The sequence below is a fragment of the Streptococcus suis genome, from assembly GCF_002964575.1.
Classification (GTDB): Bacteria; Bacillota; Bacilli; order Lactobacillales; family Streptococcaceae; genus Streptococcus; species Streptococcus suis_R.
On sequence record NZ_POQQ01000060.1, the window covers coordinates 91,725 to 117,708 of the forward strand.

The window sequence follows — 25,984 nt, forward strand, 5'->3', positions numbered from 1 at the left end:
AAGCAGATTGAGAAAAAAAGAGGCTCAGCCTCTTTTTAATCATGATTTCCTTCAATATCCACTACAACATAGCGGTTTGGTTCACTACCTTCTGAATAGCTTGTCAAACCGTCCATTTTTGAAATGATGCGGTGGATGATTTTACGCTCACTGCTAGACATTGGATCCGTATGGTAGGCTTCTTGCTCAGCCAAGACACGCTCCGCCAACTTTTGCGCATAGCCTTGAAGCACTTCTGCACGGTGTTCTACATAGTCATTCACGTTAATCGTAATGTAGAAATTGCGCTCATAACGGTTGTAAAGGAAGTTCTGAGCCAAGAGTTGCAAGGCTTTCAAGACCTTGCCATGGTAGCCGATGACACGTCCAGGTTCATTGGTATCCACTTGGATGTTGATGGTGCGACGGCTGTGACTGGTTTCAATACTTGCTTCCACATCCATATCATCCAAAATTTCTTGGATGTAGGTAGAAACTTCTGCAACAACCTGTTCAATGTCATACTGCGGCTCAATTTTAATATTTAAATCAGCAAATTCATCCTTGGCAACTGGCTCTGGACTAGCAACTTCTTCTTGAGTGGTTGTCTGGCTAACGCCTGCTAATAATTCGTCAGAAAGAATTTCAATACGACCAGTTTCTTCAAGAATGGTTGTCGCTTCTTTTTCATTTTTCAAAATTTGGGCCTTGATCTCATCATCGAGCGTTTGGCCTGATTTTTCAAACTCTTTCACAGCCGCAACAACTTTCCCAAGGTCAATCGTAGCTTCTGAAACACTCTTGACTGGCTCATTGAGTTCATTGATTTCACTTGGAACGCCACGAACTGCTTTTTGATTGGCTTTGACAACCGTTGTTTCGTTGATAACATCAATATCTACGACAGCTGGTTTTTTACCAAAACCAAAGAAACCTTTTTTCTCACGCGCTACAACGGTGATGTGGGCTTTCTTACGGGGAATATTTAGCTCTTCTAAACCATTTTGAATGGCTTCTTCAACATTTGCACCTGTAAATTTCATTTTCTCTCTCCTATTCGTTTCATCCTACTTCTGCTTGCGGGCTTTTTTCTGAGCCCGTCTGATTTTAGCTTGACGCTCTTTTTCAGCATCAATCTTAGCTTGACGCTCTGCTATGATTTTAAAAGGATTATTAAACACCAAGGTTTGAACCACTTGATAGGCGTTGGAAACAGTCCAGTACAAGGCCACACCACTAGCTGCTGTAACTGCAAAGAAGAAAATCAAGACTGGCATGGCATACATCATGGCAGTAACCGCTCCGTTTTTCTCGATAGCTGCTTTATTGGCCAACCATGTACTAAAGAAAGTGAAGGCTGCCGCTAATATGGGCAAAATAAAATAAGGGTCAGGTTCACCAAGATTTACCCAGAGGAACTGTCCAACCTTGAGAGCTTCCTCAGTTGTCAGAGCTTGATAGAGGGCTATCAAAATCGGCATCTGAATCAAGAGCGGCCACATGGACGAGGTCATATTTACACCGTTCTCTCTATAGAGTTTGCGTGTCTCCTCATACAGTTTCTGGCGGGTATCCATATCGTTTCCAGCATACTCTTCTTGCAATTTCTTCAACTGAGGTTGAAGTTCCTGCATTTTACGCGAAGAATTCATTTGAATCTGGAACAAGGGCAATAAGAGCGTCCGAATGATAATCGTGAAGAGAATAATCCCGATACCAATCTGACCGTTGATGGACAAGAATTGAATAATGCTGGCAAACCATTTAATCAATCCGTTCCAAGCGTCCGAAGACTGACTAGAGGCCGTTCCTGTTCCACAAGCGGTTAGCACGAGTAGAGTTGTGGCAAGCAGGCCAGCCCACTTAAGATTCTTTTTCAATCGCAACACCTTCCTGGTATAATTTGGCTAGTTTCAAAACATGGATGAGGTTTTTCTTGATTTCCTGATAGGACAGCTCTTCAACACCCTTCCGAGCGATGATAACAAAGTCATCCGTCACCAACTCTTGCTGGCATTCTATCAAGACATGGCGCAGTCTACGCTTAATACGATTTCTCATGACAGCGTTTCCCAATTTCTTGCTGACAGATAGTCCTACTCGGAAATGAGCCTGTTCCTTTGGCAAGCAGTAGACTACAAACTTCCGATTGGCTACATTCTTTCCTTTTGTAAAAATGTCATTAAAATCTCGTTCACGCTTGACACGATAGCTTTTCTTCAAACCGTCACTCCATCTTTCAAAATTATCTCTATTATACCATAAAATTCAAAAAAGCCAATAAACTGCCTGTATAATAGGCTTTTTGGCATTTTTTGTACGTTTTTTTATCCGCTTTCATCAACACCGAAACCAGTTGTCCACCAAGTCCTTTTGTGCTATACTAAATAACCAATCTAAAAAAGGAGCAAAACATGGAAATCTGGAACGCCTACACAGCCGACGGTCACTTGACCGACCACACCCTCACACGTGGAGAAGCCATTCCCGACGGCCTCTACCATCTAGTCGTCGAGTGCATCATCCGTCACCTCGACGGCAGCACCCTCTTCATGAAACGCGACAGCACCAAGCCCTCCTACCCTGACTATTACGAAGCGACAGCAGGAGGATCAGCCTTGTTTGGGGAAATAGCAGAGCAGGCCATTTTACGCGAAGTCCGCGAAGAAACTGGCATTGAACTGACAGCTAACCAACTCCGCCACCATACACACTTTGTCGCCCATGACGACCAGTGCCTCTTCCACTGCTACTGGGCTGAAACCGACTGGGACAAATCTGCCATCCAACTCCAATCTAAAGAAACCAGCCACTACATCTGGATCCCACAAGAAAAGTTGAAAGACTTCCTAGAAACAGAACTGATTATCCCAAGGCAGAAGGACTATGTGGAGAGCTTGTTTTTAGAACAAGAATAGGGCAAGAGCGAGACTGAAACTCAGTACAACATGAGATAAAAAGTGACTGAGATGGTTTCTCCCAAAAAGAATGCGACCACCTAAGACACGCACACCGCAAGCCAAAAATAAACCGAGAATAAATCCCCAAACTGTCTGCCAGCCCAACAAACTGAGCAAGACTGGGCAAGCATATAAAACCAGTAACCAGCTGGGAAGTTGCTTGCGATATACCCAAGCAGATAGCGGCAACGGCCCCAAATAAAGCACAATCAAGCATTTAACAACAATGACCATATATAACTCCTTTCCCCATCAATGTATCATGAGGGGGTAAGGCACTGTCAAGAGGAGATTATGAAAACAGGACAAGTTATGAAACAATTTGGTATCAAACGCGACACGCTTCGCTTCTACACCGAACAAGGATTGCTACAGCCTCAACTGATTAACGGTAATTACTACTGGAACGAGGACGAAATCAACAACCTAGAAAATATACTAGGACTTCGCCAGCTAGGACTATCTGTGAAAGCTATTATCCGTATCAAAGAACTTCACGACACCAAATGCGGCAGTCTCGAACAGCTAAAAGAAAACAAACAGGTCATACTGGATGAAATTGTCGACCGTGAAAAACAAATCCTCCTGCTCCAAGAACAGAAGGAAAATCTAGAAAATCTACTCCAGCAGATTGAGGAAAAATTACAGAATTTATAGCAAAATCCCCGCCGTCACGCGACAGCGGGGATTCATTTATTTCAATCCAGCAACTAGACTTGCAATATCAGCTGGTCGGGTTCGGCAACAACCTCCAACCACTTTAGCTCCTAGCTTATGCCAAGCCAGAGTATTGTCCAAAAGGCTGTGGCTATGGTCAGCTTCTTCTTTCCAAGTTTGAGTGGCTCCATCATAGACCTCACCCGAATTTGGATAGGTGACAAATGGTTTATCCGTTTTCTCTCTCAACTGACTGAGAAAGGCTGGGTAGAGAGAAGGAGCTGTACAGTTGAGACCAACCGCCAAAATCTGCTCGCTGCTGTTGACCAGCTCTGCTATTTTCTCAATAGCTGTCCCGTCAGAAATCGACTGTCCGTCCTGTGAAGTGAAGCTAATATAGGCCTCTACCTCTGGAAAATCCTCTGCCAGCAACTCTACCAAGGCTTGTGTTTCAAGAAAATTAGGAATGGTCTCCAAGGCCAAAAGTTCAGCCCCCTGTTCTAAGAGGAGCTCCATCCGACGACGATGAAAATCCTTCAACTCCTCCAAATTGATATTGCCATAATCACCCGTGTATTCAGACCCATTAGCTAAATAAGCCGCATAGGGACCAACATCTCCTGAAATAAGTGGATAAGTACGATTTGTTTTTTCAGTTTCAGACAAGTCAACCCAAACCTCGTCTCGAGCCTCCTTAGCCAAATCAACTGTCAGGCGAATCAACTTTTCAGCCTCCGCCTGTGACAAACCAGCTTCCGCCAAACCTTCAAAAGTCGCCTGATAGGTTGATGTCGTGACCAAATCTGCTCTAGCACGAATATAGTCCTTGTGAATGTCCTTAATTAGCTGGGGATTCTCCAAAAGATATTTGGCAGACCAGAGCTTACCTGATACATCATGACCTCGAAATTCCAATTCCGTCCCAAGAGCACCATGTAAAATGACAAACTCTTGATTTTCTAATAGTTCCTTAAAACGACCCATCAAAGAACCTCCTACCACTTTTTAAAGCGAATATAATGATAAATATAGCAACCAATCATAAATGGTACACCAAAGTAAAGACCTGCACGCTGAGAAGGATCCCAACCGATGCCGATGATGGAAATAACCAGCAAAACAACTGTAATCCATGGCAAAGTCGGTGAAAATGGCGTCTTGTATTCCAATTCATCTTCGCTATGATTCTTCAAAAATTCACGTCGGAAACCGATTTGTGCAAGCGGAATAGCCAACCAAGCAATGACAACCGCAAAACCAGCGATGGAAACCAAGGCCAAGAAAATAGTATCTTCTGCATAAATTGAGGCAATCAAGGCTATAACAACACCAACCATGGACAAAATCATACCACGCATTGGAACACCGTGTTTGTTGATTTTTACTAATTCCTTGCTAATCATGCCTTCGTTTGCCAAAGACCAAAGCATACGGCTTGAAGCGTAGAGCCCTGAAGTAGAAGCTGATAAAATAGCAGTCAAGATGATGAAGTTCATAATGTCTGCAGCGTAAGGGAAGCCAATCTTGTCCAATACAAGTACGAAAGGAGCCTCAGTAACACCTGCTTCTGACATAGGAAGTAGTGCTGCCAAAACAACAATCGTCAAAACAAAGAAGATGACCAACAAACCTATTGTTGATTTAATGGCTTGCGGCACTGCCTTCTTGGGATTGTCTGTTTCCCCAGCGGCAATTCCAATCATTTCAACACCGGAAAAGGCATAGTTAACTGACAACATGACCGAGATAAATCCAACTAGTCCGTTAGGGAGCAAACCGTCACTTGTGATATTGTTAAATAACGGCGCTGCATTGGTTCCTTCAAAAGGCAAAATACCAAAAATGGCTAAAATTCCGAGAACAATAAAAGCTGCAATAGCATAAACCTTGATTGACGACAACGCATCCTCCGCCTTGGCAAACCAGCCAACCGAAAGCGTATTTAAAGCAAAGACAACGATGGCGAAAATCGTTGCAAAAATCCAAATTGGCACACTAGGAAACCAACGTTGCATAAGTTGAGCTGCTCCGACGAACTGAGAAGCCAGTGCGACTACCCAGCAAAGCCAATACATCCAGGCCACCATAAAACCAGTACCAGGACTGATAAACTTAGTAGCATAGGTATGGAAGGAGCCTGTTACTGGCATGGCTACGGAAAGCTCCCCCAGCGAAAACATAACCAAATAAACCATAACAGCTCCAAAAAGATAAGCTGCAATAGCTCCAAATGGTCCAGCCTGTGCAATGGTATAGCCCGAACTCAAGAACAAACCTGTTCCAATAACCCCACCGATGGACAACATCTGCAAATGACGGCTGTTCATCTCTCAATTGAAGGTACCTTCATTTTCAAAATTATGATTTTCCATAAACTCTCCTAAATAGTAATGATTTATTTATGATAACACAGTTTTTCAGAAAATCGTTATACCGTTTTCAACGCGAGTGTTATAGTTATCAGTTATAACAAAATCCCCGCCGTCACGTGACAGCGGGGATTATTTATCTTACAAACTCTTCAACATATTATCAATATGCTGGATGGATTTTTCACGGCCGAGCAGGTAAATGGTATTTGGCAACTCTGGTCCGTGCATTTCGCCTGAAACGGCGATACGGATAGGCATGAAGAGGTTTTTGCCCTTGATGCCTGTTTCTTTTTGAACAGCCTTGATTTGTGGGAAGATGTTATCTGGTTGGAAATCTTCGTCTGTCATGGCTTCCAATTTTTCCTTGAGGGCATTGAGAACCGTCGGAACAGTCTCACCTGCCATGACTTCTTTTTCTTCATCAGTCAATTCTGGAAAATCAGAGAAGAAAAGGTCTGTCAAACCAACGATTTCATCCGCAGATGACATTTGTGGCTTGTACAATTCCACCAATTTTTCTGCCTTGTCTGTCAAACGCCCTGCTTCTTCCAAGAATGGTTTGGCAAGGTCGAAAATGGTCTCCAAATCAGCTTTTTTGATGTACTCATTGCCCATCCACGCCAACTTTTTCGGATCGAAGGAAGCTGGTGACTTGCTGAGGCGTTTTTCGTCAAAGAGTTGGATAATCTCATCTTTGGAGAAGATTTCTTCTTCACCACCAGGAGTCCAACCCAAAAGTGTGATAAAGTTGAAAACAGCTTCTGGCAGGTAGCCTTTTTTGCGGTAATCTTCGATAAAGGCAAGAGTATTGGTGTCACGTTTGGACAGCTTTTTACCGGTTGCAGAGTTGATAATCAAGGTCATGTGGGCAAACTCTGGTGCTTCCCAACCAAGTGCTTCATAGACCATGAGCTGCTTGGGTGTATTGGCAATGTGGTCATCCCCACGGATAACGTGCGAAATCTCCATCAAATGATCATCAATGACCACGGCAAAGTTATAAGTTGGGTAACCGTCGCGTTTCTGGATAACCCAGTCGCCACCGATGTTGCCACCTTCAAACTCAATCTCGCCCTTAACCATGTCATTCCACTTGTAGATACCAGCTTCGTTGACAGCCAAGCGGACAGTTGGGACAATGCCAGCCGCCTCACGCTCTGCGATGTAGGCTGCTTTTTCATCTTCAGACATACCCAGGTATTCGTTGATGTAGCGAGGTGTTTCGCCCGCAGCTTCCTGACGCTCACGCTCCGCCGCCAACTCTTCTTCGGTCACGTAAGACTTGTAGGCCTTTCCTGAAGCCAAGAGCTCATCGACATACTTCTGGTAAATATCCAAACGCTCAGACTGGCGGTATTGGTCATGGGTTTCTGGGCTTTCATCCCAGTCAATACCCAACCAACGCAGGTTTTCCAGCTGAGAACGCTCACCGTCTTCCACATGACGTTTACGGTCTGTGTCTTCGATACGAATAAGGAAAGTACCGCCGTGATGACGGGCAAAAAGATAGTTGAACAATGCTGTACGGGCATTTCCGATATGCAACAGTCCCGTTGGACTTGGTGCGTAACGCACACGAATTGGTTTAGTCATGTTTCTCTCCTGTAAAATTTCAATCAAGAACATTATAGCATAGAACACCCTCAGATAACAGAAAAATCAGCCTAATCAGACTGATTTTGAGGTGTTTTTTGGTTGCGTGCCAGCCAGTAGAGGACATAAAGGACCAAGAAGCCAGCAGCCGCTAGGAAAAGTCCGCTAATCTGATCGACGGCCAGGACCAAGACTAGACCTGAAACAAGTAGTCGGACAAAGGCCTGACCCAGCATGAAGTAGGTAGATACCGCTCCACCGATAGTTGCCAGCTGCTCCTCTGGCATAGAATTGACAAACTTGGCATTAAACTTGGGACCGCTAGCCCCAAAACCAATCCCCATAGTTGCTAGGAAGAAGAGAATGACTGGCAGTTGGTGAAGCAACATTCCGACAAACACTCCAAATAGAGAGAAAGTGGCTGCCACTTCCAGCGTAACCATGCTGGTCTTTTTGAAAAGGGTAAAGACCAAGGTCGAACCCAAGATGTTGCCGACAAAGAAGATCAGAATTGTCAGGGCAAGGGTGGTCTCAACATTGAGAAAAACAAGGCTTGAGTCTTCGCTAATCAGCAGGACCAGAATAGGATAGAGAATCGCTCCGCAGGCGTTGATTATGGGGCTGGTAATCAAGACCAGACGAAACTCGGGGATCTTGCGCAGCTCCACGATGGCTTGCTTGAAAGAAGCTAGAATGCCTGGTCCCTTGGTTGCCTGCTCAGGCTGGCTCGGCTGCTCTGCTATTTTCAAAGGCTGCTCCGTCAGGAGTTTGCGAAAGGCTGGCGTCAGCAGCTGCATGATGAGGAGTGCGGCCAAAAAGGTGCCGGCGTTGAGAAAGGCCAGGTTTTGGTAGGAGAGGAGGCCGACCAAGAGGGCAGAGAGGGCCTGAGAGGCGATGTTGAGGAGGCTGGTCACGGTCTGGCGAAAGGCCGAGTACTGCTCCCGCTCTTCCTTGGGTGCTACGCGCAATCCCAGAGGTGCATAGAGGCCGTTTTCATAGAAGCCAGCGAAGTCTGCAAAGACATTGAAACTTGCAGCCACCACGACAATCCAGAGGGCTGGCTCAAAGCCCATGCAGAATCCGAGGATGAGGTAGAGTACAACGCGAAAGAGGAGGGTCAGCTTAATAGTGCTGATTTTGTTGACTGTCTTGTCTGCCAGATAGCCTGTAAAGAGCCCCATAAAGCTAGGAAAGATTTCTGAGAAGGTCACAATTGCCAGCGCCAGACGGCTGTTGGGCACCAGTAAAACATAGTTCATTAAGGCCAGATAATAGACAACATCACCAAAATTGGACAGCATATCCGCAGTCAGTACCCATAGGTAGGTAGCATTTTTCAAAATCTTTTTCATGGTAATCCCTTTCTTTATTTAATTTACAGAATATTCTGACTTTTAATTCTACAGAGGAGCCTGGATAGACTGCTCTCTGTTCACTCTAGGTGTAATAGATATTCAGAGTAGAGAAGGCCATATCTCCTGTGATACGCAGTATCTTTTCCCCCATGCCAGTTGCATAGTTATTGACAGCAGATATAGAACTATCCAGTTCCACGACCGCCAGCCAATTTGCCGGCAGATAAAGATCAACTGACGCGAAGGCCGTATCGATATGAAATTCAGCCTTATCTCCCTGAATAACCGCTTGATCAAAGTAAACCATACTGGAGCCAAAGGCCACCTCCACACTATCGTAGGTAAAATTTTCCTCATGAATATAGCGAGTAGAGGAGCCAAAAGCTATTTCCCTACCCTTGTCGCCAATCACCCCTGTACCAAAACCTTTTGTGTCAATGGCATTCCTGCTCATCTTAGGTTTGATCAGTATCTTCAACCCTGCACATGCCAGTATTGCACCTAAAATCAAGGTCCAGGTATCAATTTCCAGCCAATCAAAGTGATTGTTTAGCATAATAAAGACCAATGTTCCCCAGATAAAGCTTGTGACCAACTGTTTTTTTATCATTGCTTTGAAAAAGAGATAACTCCATCCAACTACCAGCGCTAATTTCCAAAGAGGAAACTTCATGACTGGCAAGTAGTCTTGAAACAAGACCAGACCCGCCAAGACCAGCAGAGCTATCCCTAAACCGTTTTTTTTCATCTTCCTACCTCATTTCCTGTAACTTTTCTTTTAATAAATGGTAATAATGTCGCGACACGTGAACTTCCTTGTGAGTCTTATAGAAGGAAATCCGACTGGTGCCCGAGAAGGACTTGTCCAGCGAATAGATGGCTTTGGCATTGGCAATGGTGGACTTGGAAACCCGGCAAAAATGAGCAGGGAGACAATCTTCCAGTTCATAGAGCTTCATCTTGACTTCATAGGCGTCATCTCTAGTATGCCCCATCAGCTTGGTCCCATCCGTTTCAAAAAAGAGCAGGTCTTCTAGTTTCAAGAAATACTCACTGGTGCCCTTGTAAAAGACCAGACTAGGACGGCTCAGGCGACTTAGGACTTGCTGGATTTGTTCCAACTCTGGCCCTAACTGATTGCTTCTGATAATCACTTCGACTTGTTCTAAGCTATCATCTAATTCAATCCGAACTTTCATAAGACCTCCTTTGCTTTTCTGGTTTTATTATATCAACTTACTCGAATTTTGCAAGGGCATTTCAGCAAGTGGTCAAAAAATGCCAGTAAGTGGTATCATCAGGCATACAAAAAACCAGCCGTAGCTGGTTGAGTATTAAAAAATCGCGTCAAGCAGAGAGGAACTGCCACCGCCACCATCGCCACCAGCACCAACAATATGATTACCGATGACTTGGGCAAAGGTTTCAATATTCAAGCTTTGTACATAGATTTCACCATAGCCAGAGAAGGTATTAACAATTCCTTCCCCTGTACCGATCGATTGCAAGAAACCATTTTCCATGTGAATATCGTAGTTGAGGTCACGGCTCCAGGCTACCACATGGGCATTATCAATGGTAATGCTCCCACCATCCAGTTCAATCTTCTTAATCGAACCGAAGGCATTTGCCAATAGAGTTCCTCTTCCTTCCGTAGTCATGACAAAGAGACCACCCTGACCACCGAAAAAGGCCCGACCGACACTCTGGCGCTCCATCTTATATTGAGCAGAACCATCTAGGGCAAGAAAAGCACCATCATTGAGGCGGTATTGCTCTGCACCCAGTTCCAAGGCAATGACCTGACCTGGCGTTGAAGGCGCAAGCGCAATTTTGCCATCGTCACTATTGGAAATGGCTTGCGTGATAAACATAGACTCACCTGATACCATGGAACGACCAATGGCCCCCATGAGCTTGCCAAAACCAGAACCACCACGGGCATTGAGCTTGGTATTTAAGGTCACGCTTGGTGTATGGTAAACCATGCTTCCCTGTTGAATATAGGCTGACTCACCAGCTTCTAAGGCGATTTCCACCAAAGGAAATTGCATATTGCTGTCGATAGTGTATTTCATCCGATTGTCTGACATAGTTGCCTCCTAATTTTTACGAAAACTACCTGTTAACCACAGGATAGCCATAATCAACCAAAAACAAGCTAAAATAAACCAAATCATTTTCAACTCCTTTTTGTATTATTTTTATAACACAATTCTACACCTAAAAAACAACAGTGTCAAGTATTTTTGTAAAAAAAATATGGGAAACTGCACTATCAGTTCCCCTATCCATTATATCACTTCTGTCATACGACCCGTATCCACATCATAAACTGCACCGAAAATTTCAACATCTTCAGGTATGAGCGGAGATTGTTTCAAGAGAGCAATATCCTCCCGCACGCTTTCTTCAATGTCTGTAAAAGGAAGAAAGTCTTGACCGCTGACATCGACTTGCAAATCCCGCTTGAGTTGGACCGCAAAGTCCTCATTGGTAAAGGTCTGGGCACCGCAGTCTGTATGGTGAAGGACCACGATTTCTCTTGTGCCGAGCTGCTGCTGGGAAATGACTAGCGAGCGAATCATGTCCTCCGTCACGCGCCCGCCTGCATTCCGCAAAATGTGGGCATCACCCAGAGCCAAGCCCAAGGCCTGCGCCACGTGAAGCCGTGAGCCCATACAGGTCACGATAGCCACCTTTGTCTTTGGACGAAGTGGTAGGTGGTAATCACCATGCAGGTCAACATAGGCCTTGTTGGCCTTCATAAAGTTTTGAAAATAAGACATAGGACCTCCTTGTCTGTTGAGAATTTCTGAAATTTTCAGAAATAGGTTAGACCTAGCTTACCATATTCCCGACTATTTGTCGTAAAAAGAGGAGCGACTAGCTGTCACTCCCGAATGATTTCATCAGTTGAATACTTTCTGCAAGACTTCGCCAATGGTAGTCACGCCGATAACGGTGATTTCCTTGGGCACCTTGATACCTGTCAGAGAATTTTTGGGGGCATAGACCTTGGTAAAGCCTAATTTGGCGGCTTCGTTAATCCGTTGTTCAATCCGATTGACGCGGCGGATTTCACCTGTTAGACCGATTTCGCCTATAAAGCACTCTTGAGGGTTAGTAGGCTTATCCTTGTAACTGGAGGCAAGGGCAACTGCGACCGCTAGGTCAATAGCTGGCTCATCCAGTTTGACACCGCCTGCTGACTTAAGGTAGGCATCTTGGTTTTGGAGGAGCAGGCCTGCCCGTTTTTCCAAAACCGCCATAATCAAGCTGGCACGGTTGAAATCCAAGCCTGTCGTGGTCCGCTTGGCATTGCCAAACATGGTCGGCGTCACCAGGGCCTGCACTTCTGCAAGGATAGGGCGGGTGCCCTCCATGGTCACGACAATGGCAGAGCCAGTCGCCCCGTCCAAACGCTCTTCCAGAAAGACTTCACTAGGATTGAGGACTTCGACCAAGCCCTGCGACTGCATTTCAAAAATGCCGATTTCGTTGGTGGAGCCAAAGCGGTTTTTGACCGCTCGCAAGATACGAAAGGTATGTTGACGCTCGCCCTCAAAATAGAGAACGGTGTCCACCATGTGCTCCAAGGTCCGCGGTCCAGCCAGAGTGCCTTCCTTGGTCATGTGACCGACGATGAATGTTGCGATGTTGTTGGTCTTGGCAATCTGCATGAGTACATTGGTCACTTCACGGACCTGACTGACAGAGCCTTGCACGCTGGAGATGTCAGGGCTCATAATGGTCTGGATAGAGTCGATAATCAGGAAATCTGGTTTTATCTTCTCAATCTCGGTCCGAATGCTCTGCATATTGGTCTCCGCATAGAGATAGAACTCGCTGTCGATATCGCCCAAACGTTCCGCCCGCAACTTAATCTGCTGGGCAGACTCTTCCCCCGACACATAGAGGACGGTACCAATGGTCGAAAGCTGGGTCGATACCTGTAAGAGCAGGGTGGATTTGCCGATCCCTGGATCGCCTCCGATCAGGACCAGACTTCCTGGCACCACACCGCCACCGAGGACACGGTTGAACTCCTCCATGTTGGTCTTAGTGCGGGCCACTTGAATAGAGGAAACTTCATTTAGTTTCATGGGACGGGTCTTCTCACCTGTCAGGCTGACCCGCTCGTTCTTGACTTCAGCGACTTCCACTTCCTCGACAAAGCTAGACCAGGAGCCACAGTTGGGGCAGCGGCCCAGATACTTGGGCGAGTGGTACTCGCAGGATTGACAGATAAAGGTTGTTTTTTTCTTAGCGATGGTGATTTCCTCCTATTTCCCCGTCGATCCAAATCCACCTGTCCGAACGCCGTCGGCCTGGTCGCCGTCAGCCAAAAGGAAGGGGGCAAAAACAGCCTGCACAATTCGCTCCCCAGCTTCCACCACCACGATTTCTTCTGTGATGTTTCGCATCTGGGCAAAGATGTGGCCTTCGTTGGCTGGATTGCCGTAGTAGTCGCCGTCGATAACTCCAACTGAGTTAATCAAAACCAGCCCCTTCTTGCGAGGATTGGACGAGCGGTCGTAGAGATAGAGGACCTCGTTGGCCTGCATATAGGCCTTGACACCCGTTGGCACCAGCTTAATCTCACCTGGCTCCAAGCTGACGGTTTCTGCAGCCTTCAGGTCGTAACCTGCTGCATGAGCGGTCTCACGTTTTGGCAATAAATTTTCATCAGTAAACTGGCTGACCAGTTCGAATCCGCGGATTTTCATATTATTTTTTCATTTATCCTTTCAAAACGTTGATTTAATAAGGTTTCTAGCACCTTGTGAAAAGTTGTTTTTGTAATTTGTGGACCTTTTTGTACACCTATAGACTATTTATAGCTTTTTCGTAATATGAAACAGCCTCTTTTTCTTTATCTTTTGATAGGTGCCCATAAGTGTCTAAGGTCATAGAAATGTTAGAGGATACTGGAGTTCTTTGTAACTAATACCAGCGTTCAGCAGTAAACTAGCGTGGGTATGGCGGAAAGCGTGACAAGTAAAGCGCGGAATATTCAGGACCTTACAACGATTATCTATAATTTCCTGAAATGAATTTCTTGGTAGATATTCCCTTGTAGTTGTCGCAAAGACTACAGAGGGAGCACACGCGCCAACATCTAAAAACATCAATCGTTGACGGTTTCGGTATTGTTTCAGCATGAGGGCAGTTTTTTTGTCTATGCTGATCACACGAGTTCCCGCCTTTGTCTTTGTGCTTCCAATAATACGCAGCTCCATGCTATAAGTTTTGCCAATTGATATTGTACCAGCTTCTAAGTCAATATCAGACCACTCCAGAGCGGACAATTCACCTATACGGCATCCTGTAGCGAGTAATAACTTAAAGATAACAAAGTAATAATAATCTTTAAATTTTTTACTTGCCAATTCCTCAGCATGTTCAAGAAACAGTTTTAAATGTTCAGACTTTATAAATTTGATCGCCTCACGGCCTTTTCTTTGCTTTTGAGGTAATATTACATCCCGAGCCGGATTTGTGGCCAGAACTTGCAACAGTACCCCATGTTGTAAAACTCTGTTATTGATTGAATGAATAGCTTTAAAATTTACTAACTTAGGAGCCAGACCATTAACAAACTGCTGAATAGTGGCTGGTACTATCTTATCTAGTTTCATTCCTCCAAATATTGGGATAAGGTGGTTATATAGTTGCCTTTTGGTTACTACAAAAGTCTGAGGCTTTACAGTCAGCTTATAACTTTCAAGCCAAAGGTAAGCCAATTCTTGATAGGTTTTTACTTCTACTTCCTTTTTGACCGTTGACCCATTTCTTACAAACTCAATCGGTGCTTGTTTGGCTTTCTGCTTGACTTCTTTTTTTGTCCTACCCGTCACGCTGGTTTTTACTTTCTTGCCAGTAATGACATCTGTACCCAGATAGATATTGGCACGGTAAACAATGCTACCGTCTTTTTTTGTTACTTCAGTAATTTTCATGATCATAAACCTTTCCATCAGCAGGCAGGCTGTTATTAAAAAGATTTTAGATTAAGTTTGTTTATATCATGCAAGGGCTTACGAGAATAGCACTATTTTCGTTTATTTTGGGTGGGTAGGGTAAATTATACCAGTCAAGAATAAAATCCGATACGGACGATTTAAAGCTGTCTTTCAGAGTTCTTTGACAAATTTAACTTACTAGGTCGCTAACAAAATACTTTACTTTTCTCGCGCGCGTGGTATAATATAGTCAACGAGATAACTTGCGAAGGATTAACGTTGTGTTCCCGAATGGGAGTAAGTCAATGGACGAGAATTCACATATGCCTGGGGTTATCTTTTTTTGTCTTCTTTTTCAAGTTTTCTACGAATGTTTCAGGGCTTCGCTCAATCTCTTCAACGATAAACTCACAGAATGCTTGAGCATAGCCATATCGATTACCAATTTTATAATGGTAGCAATAACGTTCGTTTTTCTTTATATCGTAAAATGCATTAAATAGTTGCAGGTCGTTTGTTGTAAACGGCCTTTTTTGCTTTTCACCATTGACTATTTTTGTTAACAAAATCCCTTTCGCTCTTAAACGCTTATTAACAATTTTTATAACTTCCTTAGTAGTCAGTGGATATATTGCATTTGGATCTTTAATTTCTCGGAGTATGCCGACACTTGTTTCAGCACCATTGTCTAACTTAACTACTAAATCAGCATCTTGTTTTCGCTTAGTGATATAGAATCGTGTTTCTACTGGGACAGCATAGTCAGAATTACTAGCAGAAATTTCCCTTTCAATCTTTGCTTGTTCAGATAGTAAACGTTCTGCCATTTTTGGAGAATACTTAGCTCTAATTTCTTCTTGATTAAGTTGGTCAATACGAACAGATAGAGTCAGGAAATTTTGTGCGATTTGTTTAGTAATATCTTCCTGGTGGAACTCTTGCATTTTAGAAATGTAATTAGACACACAAGCTTGAAACAAGGGGGCATAGATATGTTCGTAATCTTCTGTTATAAAGTGAGTACTGGTGTTCCTAAGTTCAATAATTTGGACAAGGTTTTTTCTCAACGATCCATGTTTATCTGGAAATACTGTTTCTACTGCATTTTCCAATGAGATAGTTCGGTCTTTGCTGTCCTTAAAGTAGATAGCTTCCTCACTGTCATTATTAATGATATGAGCCTTTAACATCAACTCCCAGGCATTACAAATAAAGAAACTAAAGCCCTCAATTCGATACTTAATCGTTGGTTTATTATAAATTTCAAGACCCATAATGAAAGCTTCAACACTTTTATCAACCAACCTTTTACTTAAATGCTCCATGTATTTCCTTTCTATTTGGTTTATATTACAGTTTATGCCAATTGTTGTTATACCATTCCCGTACGGCATCTCTTGGGAAGGCTAATCTTCTTCCTCGGCCTCTATCAATCTTGGGGAAATCTTTCCGATAAATAAATTCATGCAAGCGACTTGTAGAACAACCGAGCAAAGTTGCCAATTGTTTTTGGTTAAGTTCCAGGGGCAATGTCTGATCAATATCAATGACTTTTGTTTTTTCAATGATTACAGCCTGGACCATGTCACCGAATTTATCAGCCATTTGTTGCATTAATTCATCCATATTTTCACACTTTCTTTATTATGTACTTCTTATTAGCAATGTATCATATATCATTTTCTTCTTTTTACTCATATTGTTCATTCGCATTTTTCGTCACAAATGCAAAAAGTGTTGTTAAGGGGAAGGCATACTCGTCATCAAAGCGGGCTGCACGTAGCCACAAGTCTTGGTCAACCTTGCGAAGATAGACACTACGAGGGAAGGTAAACTCTTTCTCCAACTGAGGCGACAGCAAACAAATAGCTCCGTCTGGTGATTTTCCTTGAGAGAGTATGGTATATTGACTGACTTTCTGTTCCAACAAGGTAAGGCGAAGATAAACTCCCAGATGAGCTGGTGGTAGTTGATAACCCATCTCCACGGCTCTCTCCTCTATCTGAGGAGCAGTTGCTTCCCTATCAAACCCCATATCAACCAGGCTGACAATCTCAACCAAACACTCTTGCTGCTCCTCCACTACTTGATATGCAGACTGGGCTAGGTAGGTCTTGAAATAATCATTTACCAAAATCCCCTTGTCATCTAAGTAGGCAAGGATTTCTTCTTTTTTCAGGGGAAACAATTCAACTCGAAGGCTCTGTCTTTTCATAGGTCTATTATACAGGAAATACAGGGTAAAGCAAAGACCTACTAGTAAACTAGAAGATCTCGCTGGTTTGAATTAGTTTCAAAACATAGTCCAAGTCTACATCTCTTTCCAAATGCTCAGGTGTCCAGGGAATGTAAATATCTGGCTCAACGCCTCTATCTGTCATCCCATTTCCCTTGTCAATTTCCAAACTGCGTGAGGTCGGATACATCAGGTAATCGTCGCCAAATTCTGCAAAACAGCAGTTGGAATAATCTAAGATACCCAAGGTCGCCCGCCCAACCACTGTGACTTTTGGAAGTGGTTTAAAGGTTTGGACAAAATTATCTCCTGAAGAGGCACAACGAACATCTGACAGGATATAAATCTTATTCGGTCCACCTTCAAGTCCTTTATATTCTGCCAAGTAATCTTCCTCGTCATCTGCACAGACAAAGCCAGCACCCTGATGTACTTCCAAGTCTGCCAACAAACTTTCTGTAAAGGCTCGACTTTCTGCTGAAAGATGAGGATCCCGCAAATCCTGCTCGAACAACTTACGTCGGTGAGCAACATTTGTCGGTGTATAGAGAATCTCCATGCCTGCCTCATCCGTCACCATATCTTTGTAGGATTTCCCTGCTGGCAAGGCATATTTGAGCAAGGGCCAATAGAGTGAATCACTGCCACCACTGTTGACACGGACATCAATAATCAAGTTTTTTACCATGGGCAACAGAGGCTCTATCTGGGTATAGAGCTGTCCAATTTTCTCTTCGTCATAAAAGTTCTCCATTTTCATATAGAGAGTATGGTCGTCTAGCCAGTTCCAAGCAAATGCTCCCTACTCTGCTGAATCTTGACAATCTCCAATCTCTACTTGCAAGAACTGACCATTACGAAAAAGACTGACCTGCTCTGCTTTTTTGACCAAATAAGCCCACTCCATGTACTGTCGCTCAGGCGTCGGACTGACAAAAAAGGCTTGGTGCTCCTGATAAACTTGGTCAAGAGGTTGACCACCTATGGCGATAATGCGGTCGCCCACCTCAAGACCGTTGCCACTATCACTGTCTAGCACATAGAGGGAATCTTCATGCCGACGCAGGAAGGCACCCAATCTTGGTGCGGCAGGGGAATGGTACCAGATATGACCCAGCACACCAAAGCTAGCTAAGTAATTCCGAACCAGATAGATAAAGTCTTCTTTGGGCAAGTCTTTCAGTAACTGGTCACGATAAGGAGTCGGATCTGCCCCCTTTTTGTCCTTTTTAGTAGACGAATCTTCCTGCATGATGCCTACAATCGTATCAAATATTTCTAATTGAGTCATAAGTAGTTCCTTCAAAAAATAAGTTTATTTCAGTATAATCTGTCGCCAGGCTGATGTCAAGACTGGAAAAGTCAGAAACAAAAAAAGGCCTGTTGAGACCTTTTTCTATCTTCCCTATTCAAACACAAACTGGTTGTGGTAGAGTTCGGCGTAGAATCCGTTGAGCTTAAGGAGCTGGCTGTGGTTGCCTTGCTCAATCACTTTTCCATCCTTGAGGACGATGTTCAACCCTCAAATCTGACTTTATTTCTCCGGTATGACCCAAAACAAATAGTAAGTGATGAAGATTGTTAATAGTCCCAGTCCTATTTTGACCAATAAAATAGGAGCCAGCCAGATAGAAATTGCCATGAGTAAGTAAATTTGCCAGATGATTTGCTTTTTTCGTTTACGGGAAATGGATTTGGTCTCAACATAATCAGCTACGTAAAATTGATAAATTTTTGTATTGCGTAGCCATTTTTCAAACCTTTTTGAACTTCTCGCAAAGCAAAAACCAGCTAAAAGTAAAAAAGGGGTTGTCGGAACTATCGGCAAAACAATCCCAATGACACCAACCATCAAACTAACAAAACCAACTACTAAATAGAATATTCTCTGCATACTAACATTATACCAAAAAACTCGTGAATTTTTGAACAATTTTATCACATTTTCAGGAAACGCTTGCATTCTATTGGATAAAAGGGTATGATAAAGGTACCAAATTTAGGAAAGAGAGAAGACGCTATGAAACTTCTAGGACTGGTCGGAACAAACTCCGCTCGCTCAACCAACCGCAAACTCTTGCAGTACATTGAACAACACTTCGCTGATAAGGCAGATATCGAACTGGTTGAAATCAAGGAACTTCCAATCTTCAATAAACCAGCCAATCGAGAATTACCAGAAATTGTCAAAGAATTGGTCGCAAAAATTGAGGCTGCTGACGGAGTCATCATCGGAACTCCCGAATATGACCACTCTATTCCAGCTGTCCTTATGAATGCCCTTGCTTGGGTATCATACGGTGTCTATCCACTATTAAACAAACCAGTTATGATTACTGGTGCTTCTTATGGAACACTTGGTTCCTCGCGTGCCCAACTACAGCTACGTCAAATTCTCAACGCTCCTGAACTCAAGGCCACTGTCTTGCCAGATGAATTTTTATTGTCACATTCCTTGCAAGCCTTTGATGCCAATGGGGAGCTCGTTGATTTAGAAACTAGTCAAAAACTGGATGCCATCTTTGATGACTTCCGCCTCTTTGTCACCATGACTAGCAAGCTGTCTAACGCAAAAAAATTACTCCAAAAAGAAGCTGAAAACTTCGATTGGGAAAATCTGTAAGAGAGGAATATACTATGAAATTTGTCTGAATCGTTGGATCAAATGCAGATCAATCTTATAACCGCATGCTATTGCAATTCATTCAACGCCACTTTAAAGTGAAGTTTGAACTAGAACTTTTGGAAATCAAAGATGTTCCAATGTTCAATCAGGACGAAGACCAGTCTGATTGTTTTGCAATTCAATACCTTTACAACAAAATCACCCGTGCTGACGGGGTCATTATTGCTACCCCTGAGCACAATCATACCATTACCCCTGCCCTTAAGAGTACTCTGGAATGGCTCAGCTTTAATTTGCACCCATTCGAAAATAAACCAGTTATGATTATCGGGGCATCTTACTACGATCAAGGAACTTCTCGTGCCCAAGTTCACCTACGGAAAATTTTAGATGCACCAGGTGTCAATGCTTACACACTACCAGGTAATGAATTCCTCCTTGGTAAGGCCAAAGAAGCTTTTGACGATAAGGGTAATATCATCAATGAAGGCACCGTGAAATTCTTAGAAAGCTGTCTAGACAACTTTATCAAGTATGTCGGTGTTGTATCCAAATTGAAAAAACCAAAACCAATCGCACCAGAAGATTTGGACTGTGGAAAGCCGATTGCGACGACCATCCACGGCATCGATCCAGATGATCCAGACTGGTTGGAAAAAGCTGCCAAACAGGTCAATGCCGTTGAGGGAAATACCTATGTGAAATTGGACAACGGTCTCCTCACCGTAGACCAACTCAATATGTTCCTCAATGCGATGCCATTTGAATTGACCTATGCAGATGATAATAACCAATTCCTCTACTACAACAACAAGCACCAGGAGCCAAATACCATGTTGGGTAAACGGGTACTTGCTCAAGTAGGAAATCGCCTGTCAACTGTCCACGGTACGCTACCCCCTGCCCGCATGAAGAATGTTGAATGGGTTGTCGGTAGCTTGCGTAATGGTAACCAGGAATATGTTCGTACCATTGTACCCGGTACCCCTGCTGAAATTATCAATACCCACAACTACCAAGCTATGTACTATCCTGACGGATCCTACGCTGGTATCAATGAAATTATCTTTAATTTCAAACCATGGCTAGATTGGTATCTTGAAGCTACTGGTCAACGCTTAGTTGGTGGTTCGGGAACTGCCGCAGCTCCTGCACATGTTGACGCAACCTCTGGTGCATCAGATGCTGGTAGCGCCCCTGCTACTTCCACACCGACAGATGCAGATTCTGGTGCATCCGCTCACTAATCGTTTACATATAGTGGGAAGAACTCTTCCCACTATATTTTTCAAACAAAACATTGATCATGATTTCACAAGGAGTTCCTATGTCCCCATTTCAAGAAAAAATTTCAGCTGCAGTTTCAAAAAAAGAAGCCCTTTTTGACGAAAGTCTAGGCCGCTATGCCTTGCGTTCTATGTATGCAGGAGCCTACCTGACTATGTCAACAGCTGTCGGTATTATCGGAGCAGACGTTATTGCCAGTCAATTTCCAAGTTTGTCGCGCTTTGTCTTTACCTTCATCTTTGCTATTGGGCTGGTTTTTGTTCTTCTTTTTGGTGGTGAATTAGCCACATCTAACATGATGTATCTCACAACTGGTGCCTACTATAAGCAAATTAGCTGGAAAAAAGTGACACTGATGCTGCTATACTGTACTTTCTTTAACTTTGTAGGCGCTACTATTCTAGCCTGGCTCTTCAATCAGTCCTTCTCCTACCTCAATCTCTCTGATAAGAGCTTTGTCGTCAATGCCGTTACCATCAAACTTGGAAAATCTGACTGGAGTAATTTTATTGAAGGGATCACGGCTAATATGTTTGTAAATATGGCAATCCTTGGCTTCATGCTCATCAAGGAACAGTCTGCTAAGTTCTTTGTCATCATTTCCTCCATTTTTATGTTCGTTTTCCTCATCAATGAGCATCTGGTCGCCAATTTCGCATCTTTCATGCTCCTAGCTTTTAACGCTACTCGAAGCAATGTCGAAGCCTTCAATATGATCAATATCCTTCGTCAATGGATTGTGGTCTTTTTTGGAAATTGGCTCGGAGCCGGTCTCTTTATCGGTATCGCCTACGCTTGGCTCAATCAAACCAAAACCAACCACATTGAACAATAAGCCTACCACAAAAACAGCCAAGATAAACCACATCCTAAACGTTTAAGGATTGTGGTCTGCTTATCTTGGCTGTTTATTTTTTTATACATTATTCAAACACAAACTGGTTGTGGTAGAGTTCGGCGTAGAAGCCGTTGAGTTTGAGGAGCTGGCTGTGATTGCCCTGCTCGATAACTTTTCCGTCTTTAAGGACGATGATTTCATCCGCATTGAGAATGGTTTTGAGGCGGTGGGCAATGACGAAGCTGGTCCGTCCTGCGATAATAGCCTCCATGGCCTTTTGGATTTTGGCTTCCGTTACGGTATCAACGTTTGACGTTGCTTCGTCCAAAATCAAGACCTGCGGATCTGTCAAGAGCGTACGGGCAATGGAAATCAGCTGTTTCTGACCTGTGGAGAAGACATTCTCATCATCGGTCACATAGGTTTCATAACCCTCTGGCAAGCTCATGATAAAGTCATGGATATGGGTGGCACGAGCTGCGGTTTCCACCATTTCCTGCGAAATGCTCTCATCGCCAAAGCGGATATTGTCCGCAATGGTACCAGAGAAGAGGACTGACTCCTGCAAGACAATACCGACCTTATCCCGCAAACTATCCAAATCATATTCCCGAATATCGCGACCGTCAAAGGCCACGCTACCACCATTGACATCGTAGAAGCGGTTGATCAAGTTCATAATGGTAGTCTTACCAGACCCCGTCGGACCAACGACCGCCACCATTTTGCCCTTAGGAGCTGAAATGGATACCTTGTCCAAGACCTTCTGACCTGGCAGGTAGCCAAAGTCGATGTCCTTGATTTCAACACCTTCTTTTAATTCGGTAAATAGCGGAGCGTTTTGAGGGCGGACTTCCTCAGGCTCATCAAACATTTCCTGAATACGATGAGCACCTGTGAAAGCCAACTGCAATTCTGCCCAGCTAGATGCAATCTGCATGATAGGCTGGTAATACTGTTGCGAATACTGAACAAAAGTCACGACCAGACCAAGTGCGGCAGCTGTTTCCAGCGAGCTATCATTTAGGACAATGCTGGAGCCTGCAAAGATAACAATGGCAGTATTTACCAAGCTCATTCCGTTCATAAATGGAAAGAGAATCCCACTAAACAAACGTCCCTTGAAAGTTGTGCGACGAACTTCTTCATTGAGCTCCAAGAAACCATCAATCGTCTCTTCCTGCACACCCTGTACAATAATCGCTTTTTGTCCTGAAATCTTCTCATCCATGTAGGCATTGAGTTTAGACACCGCTGCCTGCTGCTTGTCGGTATATTTCCGTGACAGGCGAATGATAATCACTAGGACAATCAAGGCAACTGGCGTAGATGCGATAGTTACCAGAGCCAAGCGAGTATCCTGGCGGAACATCATGATAACCATACCGATGTAAAGAGCGATATTGGTCACTACCTGAGTCAAGGACTGGTTAAAAGCATTTTGGATATTGTCCAAATCACTGGTAAAACGAGAAAGAATATCCCCATCCTTGTGGCTGTCAAAGAAGGCAACTGTCAAGCGTTCCAACTTGCCAAACAAGCCCTTGCGCATCCGGTTGGTCGAATGAGCCACGATACGCGTAAAAAGGAGGGTATAAATCAAGGTTGATACCACAGTCGCCACATAGGCCAACAAGAGATTGAGCATAACCCCATTAAAATCAGCTAGGTCAGGCTTGAAATCTGACTGCCCCATTTGCACCGAAGCAAAATAAGCCTGACCAATTTTCCCCATCTCTGCAATCGCATTACCCAGGAAAACAGGTGTCTTAACCTGCAAATAAGTCGCCGTCACAATGGCTAGAAAAATCACAGCAAAGGACAGCTTATAGCGTTTAAAATAAAACCAGAAAAAACGTAAAGTCTTCATTTATTCTTCCTTTCCTTTCTGTGTTTCGTAAATTTCACGGTAAACGTCGTTTGTCGCTACCAGCTCGGCGTGGGTACCTTGGCCGATCAGACGACCTTCGTCAAGAACCAAAATCTTATCAGCTTTGACAACAGAAGAAATCTTCTGGGCAACAATGACAGTGGTTGTCCCCTTCAAATCATGATTGAGAGCCTCTTGGACTAGTTTCTCAGACTTGGCATCCAGGGCAGAAGTCGAGTCATCCAAGACCAAAACCTTAGGCTCGCCAATCACCCCACGAGCAATGGACATCCGCTGCTTCTGACCACCAGAGAAGTTATTTCCACGCTCCTCCACCTGACTTTCGTAAGTGTCATCCAAACGGTCGATAAATTCTTTGGCTTGTGCAATACCTGCGGCCCGCTCCAAACGTTGCAAATCAGCACCAGGTGCCCCTTGACGCAGGTTGTCTGCAATGGTTCCCGAGAAGAGAATAGCCTTTTGCAAGACAATCGATACCGTATCACGCAGGGTGTTCTTGCTGACTTCTCTCAAGTCCCGACCACCGATAGACACCGTTCCTTCTTGCGGGTCAAACAAACGCGGAATCAGTTGAGCAAGAGTGGATTTACCCGCACCTGTTGCACCAACCACACCGACCATTTGCCCTGGCTCAATCTCAAAGGAGATATTTTTCAAAGTCGGCTCTGTATCATGTGGATAGGTGAAGCTAACATTGTCAAAGACAATCTTACCAGTCAATTCTTCATCCGCCACATCCTTAAAGGTCATAGCAGGCTCCGTATCCAAGACCTCGCTGATCCGCTTAATAGAAATGGCAGCACGAGAAGCCTGCATGCCCATGAAGCTAGTCATGATGATGGCAAACATGATTTGCATGAGGTAGCTCATAAAGGAAGTAAAGCCACCAACTGCTTCCATGTTGGTTTTCAACATCCCAGACACCAAGTAAAGCGATGCAAAAATCGCCATGTAAGAGATAAACATCATCAAGGGTTGCAAGATAGCAAAACCATAGCCGATAAAGAGATTGAGGTCCAAGAGTTCGTTGGATACCTCCTTGAATTTAGCGTATTGATTTTTCTCCTGAACAAAAGACTTGACCACACGGATTCCACGCAAATTTTCCTTGGCAATGCTGTTCATCTTGTCCATGAGGGACTGGAATATCCCAAAACGTGGTCCCATCTGTCCCATGACAACTGCCATAATGGCCATAATCAAGACCACCATGAGAATAATCATCCACCAGAGTGCTGGCATGGTCCGCACCGCCATGATAAAGGCTCCGACAAACAGCAATGGAACCCGCATCAATACTGTGAAGAGCATCATGACAAGGTTCTGGATTTGATTGACATCGTTAGTCATCCGAACAACCAAGTTCCCGGCGTTAAACTCTTCGATATTGGCATAAGAGAAGCTTTGGATCTTCCGAAAGGTCTTCTCACGAATATCCGCAGATACTCCCTGAGAAATCTTAGCTGCTGAAATGGTATTGACAAGCCCTGCCAAAAGACCAATTCCAGCAATAATCAGCAGTAATTTACCCACACGAACAATTTCATCCTTATCATTGGCCAAGACTGCTGTCAAGACATCCTGCAGATAACTAGGTTGCATTAAGGTCGTTGCTACGACAATCGACGTCAGCAAGACCGATGCTAAGGCGTACCATTTATAGCGTAAAATGGCTTCTTTAAACATGTTTCTTCTCCTTATAGTGTTGAATATTTTCTTTTAATTGATTGGCTACTTGTCTAACCAAATCAAATTCTTCTTTTTGAATACCCCAAAATAGAGAATGGTGCATTTCTTTTAGGTGACAGATCTTACTCTGTCCTTTCTCCGTCAAAACCAACTGCTTATAGCGTTTGTCTAGTTGAGAAGGCAAGACCTGAATAAAGTCATTTTTCTCCATTCTCTTGACCAAATTACTGGCAACCGATTTGGAAATCTTTAACTCCGCTTCAATGTCTTTGACAAAGGTTTCAAGGTCTGACCGTTCCGCGATGAAACGCAAGGCCCAGCCCTGTGGACCAGCCAGGTGCTCCACATCGTATTCTTTAGCAATGGTTTCACTGATTTGTTCAATCTGATTGAGCAAGTTCCGAAAATCTGCAATAGTATGTCCCACGATAACTCCTTTCCTAGAATAATTATCATGAGAACTATTATAGTTCTCTTAGGAACTATTGTCAATGATTTCATCTCCAATTTTCTGAAAATGACACAGATTTTCAAA

At 43.8% G+C, this 25,984-nt stretch carries 28 protein-coding genes and 1 pseudogene; 5 read left to right on the plus strand and 24 right to left on the minus strand.

Going from position 1 to position 25,984, the window contains the following annotated elements; genetic code table 11:
- Positions 1 to 35: 35 nt before the first annotated feature.
- The 3 genes from jag to rnpA are packed head-to-tail and all read right to left on the minus strand — an operon-like array spanning position 36 to position 2,202.
- Positions 36 to 1,022 carry an RNA-binding cell elongation regulator Jag/EloR gene (gene jag, locus C1E58_RS09110; RefSeq protein ID WP_105210119.1) on the minus strand — a complete coding sequence of 329 codons (987 nt, stop codon included), beginning with the start codon at positions 1,020 to 1,022 and terminating at the stop codon, positions 36 to 38.
- 24 nt (positions 1,023 to 1,046) lie between these two features.
- Positions 1,047 to 1,859: a membrane protein insertase YidC gene (locus tag C1E58_RS09115; protein ID WP_105210120.1), complete on the minus strand. Its 813-nt coding sequence runs from the start codon at positions 1,857 to 1,859 to the stop codon at positions 1,047 to 1,049.
- Positions 1,843 to 2,202 (minus strand): ribonuclease P protein component, encoded by a 360-nt coding sequence (gene rnpA / locus C1E58_RS09120; protein WP_105210121.1) that lies wholly within the window; start codon positions 2,200 to 2,202, stop codon positions 1,843 to 1,845. Before rnpA ends, C1E58_RS09115 begins: the two co-directional genes overlap by 17 nt.
- A gap of 191 nt (positions 2,203 to 2,393) precedes the next feature.
- Here rnpA and C1E58_RS09125 point away from each other — a divergent pair, with 191 nt between their 5' ends.
- Positions 2,394 to 2,897, plus strand: coding sequence for an NUDIX hydrolase (locus C1E58_RS09125; RefSeq protein WP_105210122.1), 504 nt, complete (start codon positions 2,394 to 2,396; stop codon positions 2,895 to 2,897).
- Here the strand turns inward: C1E58_RS09125 and C1E58_RS09130 are convergent.
- The gene (locus C1E58_RS09130) at positions 2,883 to 3,173 is read right to left on the minus strand and encodes a hypothetical protein (RefSeq protein WP_105210123.1); all 291 of its coding nucleotides are present in this window, start codon (positions 3,171 to 3,173) and stop codon (positions 2,883 to 2,885) included. The two genes, C1E58_RS09125 and C1E58_RS09130, sit on opposite strands and share 15 nt — an antisense overlap.
- 60 nt (positions 3,174 to 3,233) lie before the next feature.
- Between C1E58_RS09130 and C1E58_RS09135 the strand changes: the two genes are divergently transcribed.
- A complete protein-coding gene (locus tag C1E58_RS09135) occupies positions 3,234 to 3,596 on the plus strand; it encodes a MerR family transcriptional regulator (RefSeq protein WP_105210124.1) in 363 nt (120 codons plus the stop codon).
- A 36-nt stretch (positions 3,597 to 3,632) separates the two neighbouring features.
- Here C1E58_RS09135 and mmuM read toward each other — a convergent pair whose 3' ends face one another.
- From mmuM to C1E58_RS09215, 17 genes and pseudogenes are all read right to left on the minus strand, one after another.
- Positions 3,633 to 4,580, minus strand: a complete 948-nt coding sequence (gene mmuM / locus C1E58_RS09140) for a homocysteine S-methyltransferase (RefSeq protein ID WP_105210125.1) — start codon at positions 4,578 to 4,580, stop codon at positions 3,633 to 3,635.
- An 11-nt stretch (positions 4,581 to 4,591) separates the two neighbouring features.
- A complete protein-coding gene (locus C1E58_RS09145; protein WP_105210126.1) occupies positions 4,592 to 5,923 on the minus strand; it encodes an amino acid permease in 1,332 nt (443 codons plus the stop codon).
- Between the two features lie 183 nt (positions 5,924 to 6,106).
- Positions 6,107 to 7,561, minus strand: coding sequence for a glutamate--tRNA ligase (gltX, locus tag C1E58_RS09150; RefSeq protein ID WP_105210127.1), 1,455 nt, complete (start codon positions 7,559 to 7,561; stop codon positions 6,107 to 6,109).
- Positions 7,562 to 7,632: 71 nt separating this feature from the next.
- Positions 7,633 to 8,913, minus strand: coding sequence for an MFS transporter (locus tag C1E58_RS09155; protein WP_105210128.1), 1,281 nt, complete (start codon positions 8,911 to 8,913; stop codon positions 7,633 to 7,635).
- 85 nt (positions 8,914 to 8,998) lie between these two features.
- Positions 8,999 to 9,664: a hypothetical protein gene (locus C1E58_RS09160; RefSeq protein WP_105210129.1), complete on the minus strand. Its 666-nt coding sequence runs from the start codon at positions 9,662 to 9,664 to the stop codon at positions 8,999 to 9,001.
- 4 nt (positions 9,665 to 9,668) lie between these two features.
- Positions 9,669 to 10,115 carry a LytTR family DNA-binding domain-containing protein gene (locus C1E58_RS09165; RefSeq protein ID WP_105210130.1) on the minus strand — a complete coding sequence of 149 codons (447 nt, stop codon included), beginning with the start codon at positions 10,113 to 10,115 and terminating at the stop codon, positions 9,669 to 9,671.
- Between the two features lie 135 nt (positions 10,116 to 10,250).
- On the minus strand, positions 10,251 to 11,009 hold the full coding sequence (locus C1E58_RS09170; RefSeq protein ID WP_105113414.1) for a TIGR00266 family protein: 759 nt from the start codon (positions 11,007 to 11,009) through the stop codon (positions 10,251 to 10,253).
- A gap of 201 nt (positions 11,010 to 11,210) precedes the next feature.
- Complete coding sequence (locus C1E58_RS09175; protein WP_105210131.1) at positions 11,211 to 11,705, minus strand: beta-class carbonic anhydrase; 495 nt, start codon at positions 11,703 to 11,705, stop codon at positions 11,211 to 11,213.
- 123 nt (positions 11,706 to 11,828) lie between these two features.
- Positions 11,829 to 13,196: a DNA repair protein RadA gene (gene radA / locus C1E58_RS09180; RefSeq protein ID WP_105210132.1), complete on the minus strand. Its 1,368-nt coding sequence runs from the start codon at positions 13,194 to 13,196 to the stop codon at positions 11,829 to 11,831.
- Positions 13,197 to 13,202: 6 nt separating this feature from the next.
- Complete coding sequence (locus C1E58_RS09185) at positions 13,203 to 13,646, minus strand: dUTP diphosphatase (protein WP_105210133.1); 444 nt, start codon at positions 13,644 to 13,646, stop codon at positions 13,203 to 13,205.
- A gap of 97 nt (positions 13,647 to 13,743) precedes the next feature.
- Positions 13,744 to 14,879 (minus strand): annotated as a pseudogene (locus C1E58_RS09190) (tyrosine-type recombinase/integrase).
- A 320-nt stretch (positions 14,880 to 15,199) separates the two neighbouring features.
- A complete protein-coding gene (locus tag C1E58_RS09195) occupies positions 15,200 to 16,207 on the minus strand; it encodes a DUF3644 domain-containing protein (RefSeq protein ID WP_105210134.1) in 1,008 nt (335 codons plus the stop codon).
- A 25-nt stretch (positions 16,208 to 16,232) separates the two neighbouring features.
- On the minus strand, positions 16,233 to 16,508 hold the full coding sequence (locus C1E58_RS09200) for a helix-turn-helix transcriptional regulator (protein ID WP_024386188.1): 276 nt from the start codon (positions 16,506 to 16,508) through the stop codon (positions 16,233 to 16,235).
- A gap of 64 nt (positions 16,509 to 16,572) precedes the next feature.
- Entirely contained in the window at positions 16,573 to 17,097 is a 525-nt protein-coding gene (locus C1E58_RS12230) for a hypothetical protein (protein WP_153055832.1), read from the minus strand.
- A gap of 49 nt (positions 17,098 to 17,146) precedes the next feature.
- Positions 17,147 to 17,878 (minus strand): S41 family peptidase, encoded by a 732-nt coding sequence (locus tag C1E58_RS12415; RefSeq protein WP_238142264.1) that lies wholly within the window; start codon positions 17,876 to 17,878, stop codon positions 17,147 to 17,149.
- A 42-nt stretch (positions 17,879 to 17,920) separates the two neighbouring features.
- Complete coding sequence (locus C1E58_RS12420; RefSeq protein WP_238142265.1) at positions 17,921 to 18,409, minus strand: hypothetical protein; 489 nt, start codon at positions 18,407 to 18,409, stop codon at positions 17,921 to 17,923.
- Positions 18,410 to 18,652: 243 nt separating this feature from the next.
- Positions 18,653 to 19,012, minus strand: coding sequence for a YbaN family protein (locus C1E58_RS09215; protein ID WP_105096537.1), 360 nt, complete (start codon positions 19,010 to 19,012; stop codon positions 18,653 to 18,655).
- A gap of 126 nt (positions 19,013 to 19,138) precedes the next feature.
- Here C1E58_RS09215 and C1E58_RS09220 point away from each other — a divergent pair, with 126 nt between their 5' ends.
- The 3 genes from C1E58_RS09220 (at position 19,139) to C1E58_RS09230 (ending at position 21,866) form a co-directional block, all read left to right on the plus strand.
- Positions 19,139 to 19,741 (plus strand): NADPH-dependent FMN reductase, encoded by a 603-nt coding sequence (locus tag C1E58_RS09220; RefSeq protein WP_105113405.1) that lies wholly within the window; start codon positions 19,139 to 19,141, stop codon positions 19,739 to 19,741.
- A 29-nt stretch (positions 19,742 to 19,770) separates the two neighbouring features.
- The gene (locus C1E58_RS09225; RefSeq protein WP_269088933.1) at positions 19,771 to 20,991 is read left to right on the plus strand and encodes an NAD(P)H-dependent oxidoreductase; all 1,221 of its coding nucleotides are present in this window, start codon (positions 19,771 to 19,773) and stop codon (positions 20,989 to 20,991) included.
- 80 nt (positions 20,992 to 21,071) lie between these two features.
- On the plus strand, positions 21,072 to 21,866 hold the full coding sequence (locus C1E58_RS09230; protein ID WP_105159328.1) for a formate/nitrite transporter family protein: 795 nt from the start codon (positions 21,072 to 21,074) through the stop codon (positions 21,864 to 21,866).
- 88 nt (positions 21,867 to 21,954) lie between these two features.
- Here C1E58_RS09230 and C1E58_RS09235 read toward each other — a convergent pair whose 3' ends face one another.
- Genes C1E58_RS09235 through C1E58_RS09245 form a run of 3 tightly spaced genes read right to left on the minus strand, consistent with a single transcriptional unit; the run spans position 21,955 to position 25,876 of the window.
- Entirely contained in the window at positions 21,955 to 23,739 is a 1,785-nt protein-coding gene (locus tag C1E58_RS09235) for an ABC transporter ATP-binding protein (protein ID WP_105210136.1), read from the minus strand.
- Positions 23,740 to 25,446: an ABC transporter ATP-binding protein gene (locus C1E58_RS09240; RefSeq protein WP_105210137.1), complete on the minus strand. Its 1,707-nt coding sequence runs from the start codon at positions 25,444 to 25,446 to the stop codon at positions 23,740 to 23,742.
- On the minus strand, positions 25,439 to 25,876 hold the full coding sequence (locus tag C1E58_RS09245; RefSeq protein WP_105210138.1) for a MarR family winged helix-turn-helix transcriptional regulator: 438 nt from the start codon (positions 25,874 to 25,876) through the stop codon (positions 25,439 to 25,441). The genes C1E58_RS09240 and C1E58_RS09245 overlap by 8 nt, the downstream gene beginning before the upstream one ends.
- Positions 25,877 to 25,984 lie beyond the last annotated feature (108 nt).

Bases quoted from the DNA above. Each gene is read 5' to 3' on its own strand.
- C1E58_RS09220 (WP_105113405.1), top strand. From the start codon at position 19,139: ATGAAACTTCTAGGACTGGTCGGAACAAACTCCGCTCGCTCAACCAAC.
- C1E58_RS09170 (WP_105113414.1), bottom strand. From the start codon at position 11,009: ATGTCAGACAATCGGATGAAATACACTATCGACAGCAATATGCAATTT.
- C1E58_RS12420 (WP_238142265.1), bottom strand. From the start codon at position 18,409: ATGACTCAATTAGAAATATTTGATACGATTGTAGGCATCATGCAGGAA.
- C1E58_RS09135 (WP_105210124.1), top strand. From the start codon at position 3,234: ATGAAAACAGGACAAGTTATGAAACAATTTGGTATCAAACGCGACACG.
- jag (WP_105210119.1), bottom strand. From the start codon at position 1,022: ATGAAATTTACAGGTGCAAATGTTGAAGAAGCCATTCAAAATGGTTTA.
- mmuM (WP_105210125.1), bottom strand. From the start codon at position 4,580: ATGGGTCGTTTTAAGGAACTATTAGAAAATCAAGAGTTTGTCATTTTA.
- C1E58_RS09175 (WP_105210131.1), bottom strand. From the start codon at position 11,705: ATGTCTTATTTTCAAAACTTTATGAAGGCCAACAAGGCCTATGTTGAC.
- gltX (WP_105210127.1), bottom strand. From the start codon at position 7,561: ATGACTAAACCAATTCGTGTGCGTTACGCACCAAGTCCAACGGGACTG.
- C1E58_RS12230 (WP_153055832.1), bottom strand. From the start codon at position 17,097: ATGAAAAGACAGAGCCTTCGAGTTGAATTGTTTCCCCTGAAAAAAGAA.
- C1E58_RS09215 (WP_105096537.1), bottom strand. From the start codon at position 19,012: ATGCAGAGAATATTCTATTTAGTAGTTGGTTTTGTTAGTTTGATGGTT.
- C1E58_RS09235 (WP_105210136.1), bottom strand. From the start codon at position 23,739: ATGAAGACTTTACGTTTTTTCTGGTTTTATTTTAAACGCTATAAGCTG.
- C1E58_RS09185 (WP_105210133.1), bottom strand. From the start codon at position 13,646: ATGAAAATCCGCGGATTCGAACTGGTCAGCCAGTTTACTGATGAAAAT.
- C1E58_RS09125 (WP_105210122.1), top strand. From the start codon at position 2,394: ATGGAAATCTGGAACGCCTACACAGCCGACGGTCACTTGACCGACCAC.
- C1E58_RS09155 (WP_105210128.1), bottom strand. From the start codon at position 8,913: ATGAAAAAGATTTTGAAAAATGCTACCTACCTATGGGTACTGACTGCG.
- C1E58_RS09230 (WP_105159328.1), top strand. From the start codon at position 21,072: ATGTCCCCATTTCAAGAAAAAATTTCAGCTGCAGTTTCAAAAAAAGAA.
- C1E58_RS09145 (WP_105210126.1), bottom strand. From the start codon at position 5,923: ATGAACAGCCGTCATTTGCAGATGTTGTCCATCGGTGGGGTTATTGGA.
- C1E58_RS09165 (WP_105210130.1), bottom strand. From the start codon at position 10,115: ATGAAAGTTCGGATTGAATTAGATGATAGCTTAGAACAAGTCGAAGTG.
- C1E58_RS09130 (WP_105210123.1), bottom strand. From the start codon at position 3,173: ATGGTCATTGTTGTTAAATGCTTGATTGTGCTTTATTTGGGGCCGTTG.
- C1E58_RS09160 (WP_105210129.1), bottom strand. From the start codon at position 9,664: ATGAAAAAAAACGGTTTAGGGATAGCTCTGCTGGTCTTGGCGGGTCTG.
- C1E58_RS09195 (WP_105210134.1), bottom strand. From the start codon at position 16,207: ATGGAGCATTTAAGTAAAAGGTTGGTTGATAAAAGTGTTGAAGCTTTC.
- C1E58_RS12415 (WP_238142264.1), bottom strand. From the start codon at position 17,878: ATGAAAATGGAGAACTTTTATGACGAAGAGAAAATTGGACAGCTCTAT.
- C1E58_RS09200 (WP_024386188.1), bottom strand. From the start codon at position 16,508: ATGGATGAATTAATGCAACAAATGGCTGATAAATTCGGTGACATGGTC.
- C1E58_RS09240 (WP_105210137.1), bottom strand. From the start codon at position 25,446: ATGTTTAAAGAAGCCATTTTACGCTATAAATGGTACGCCTTAGCATCG.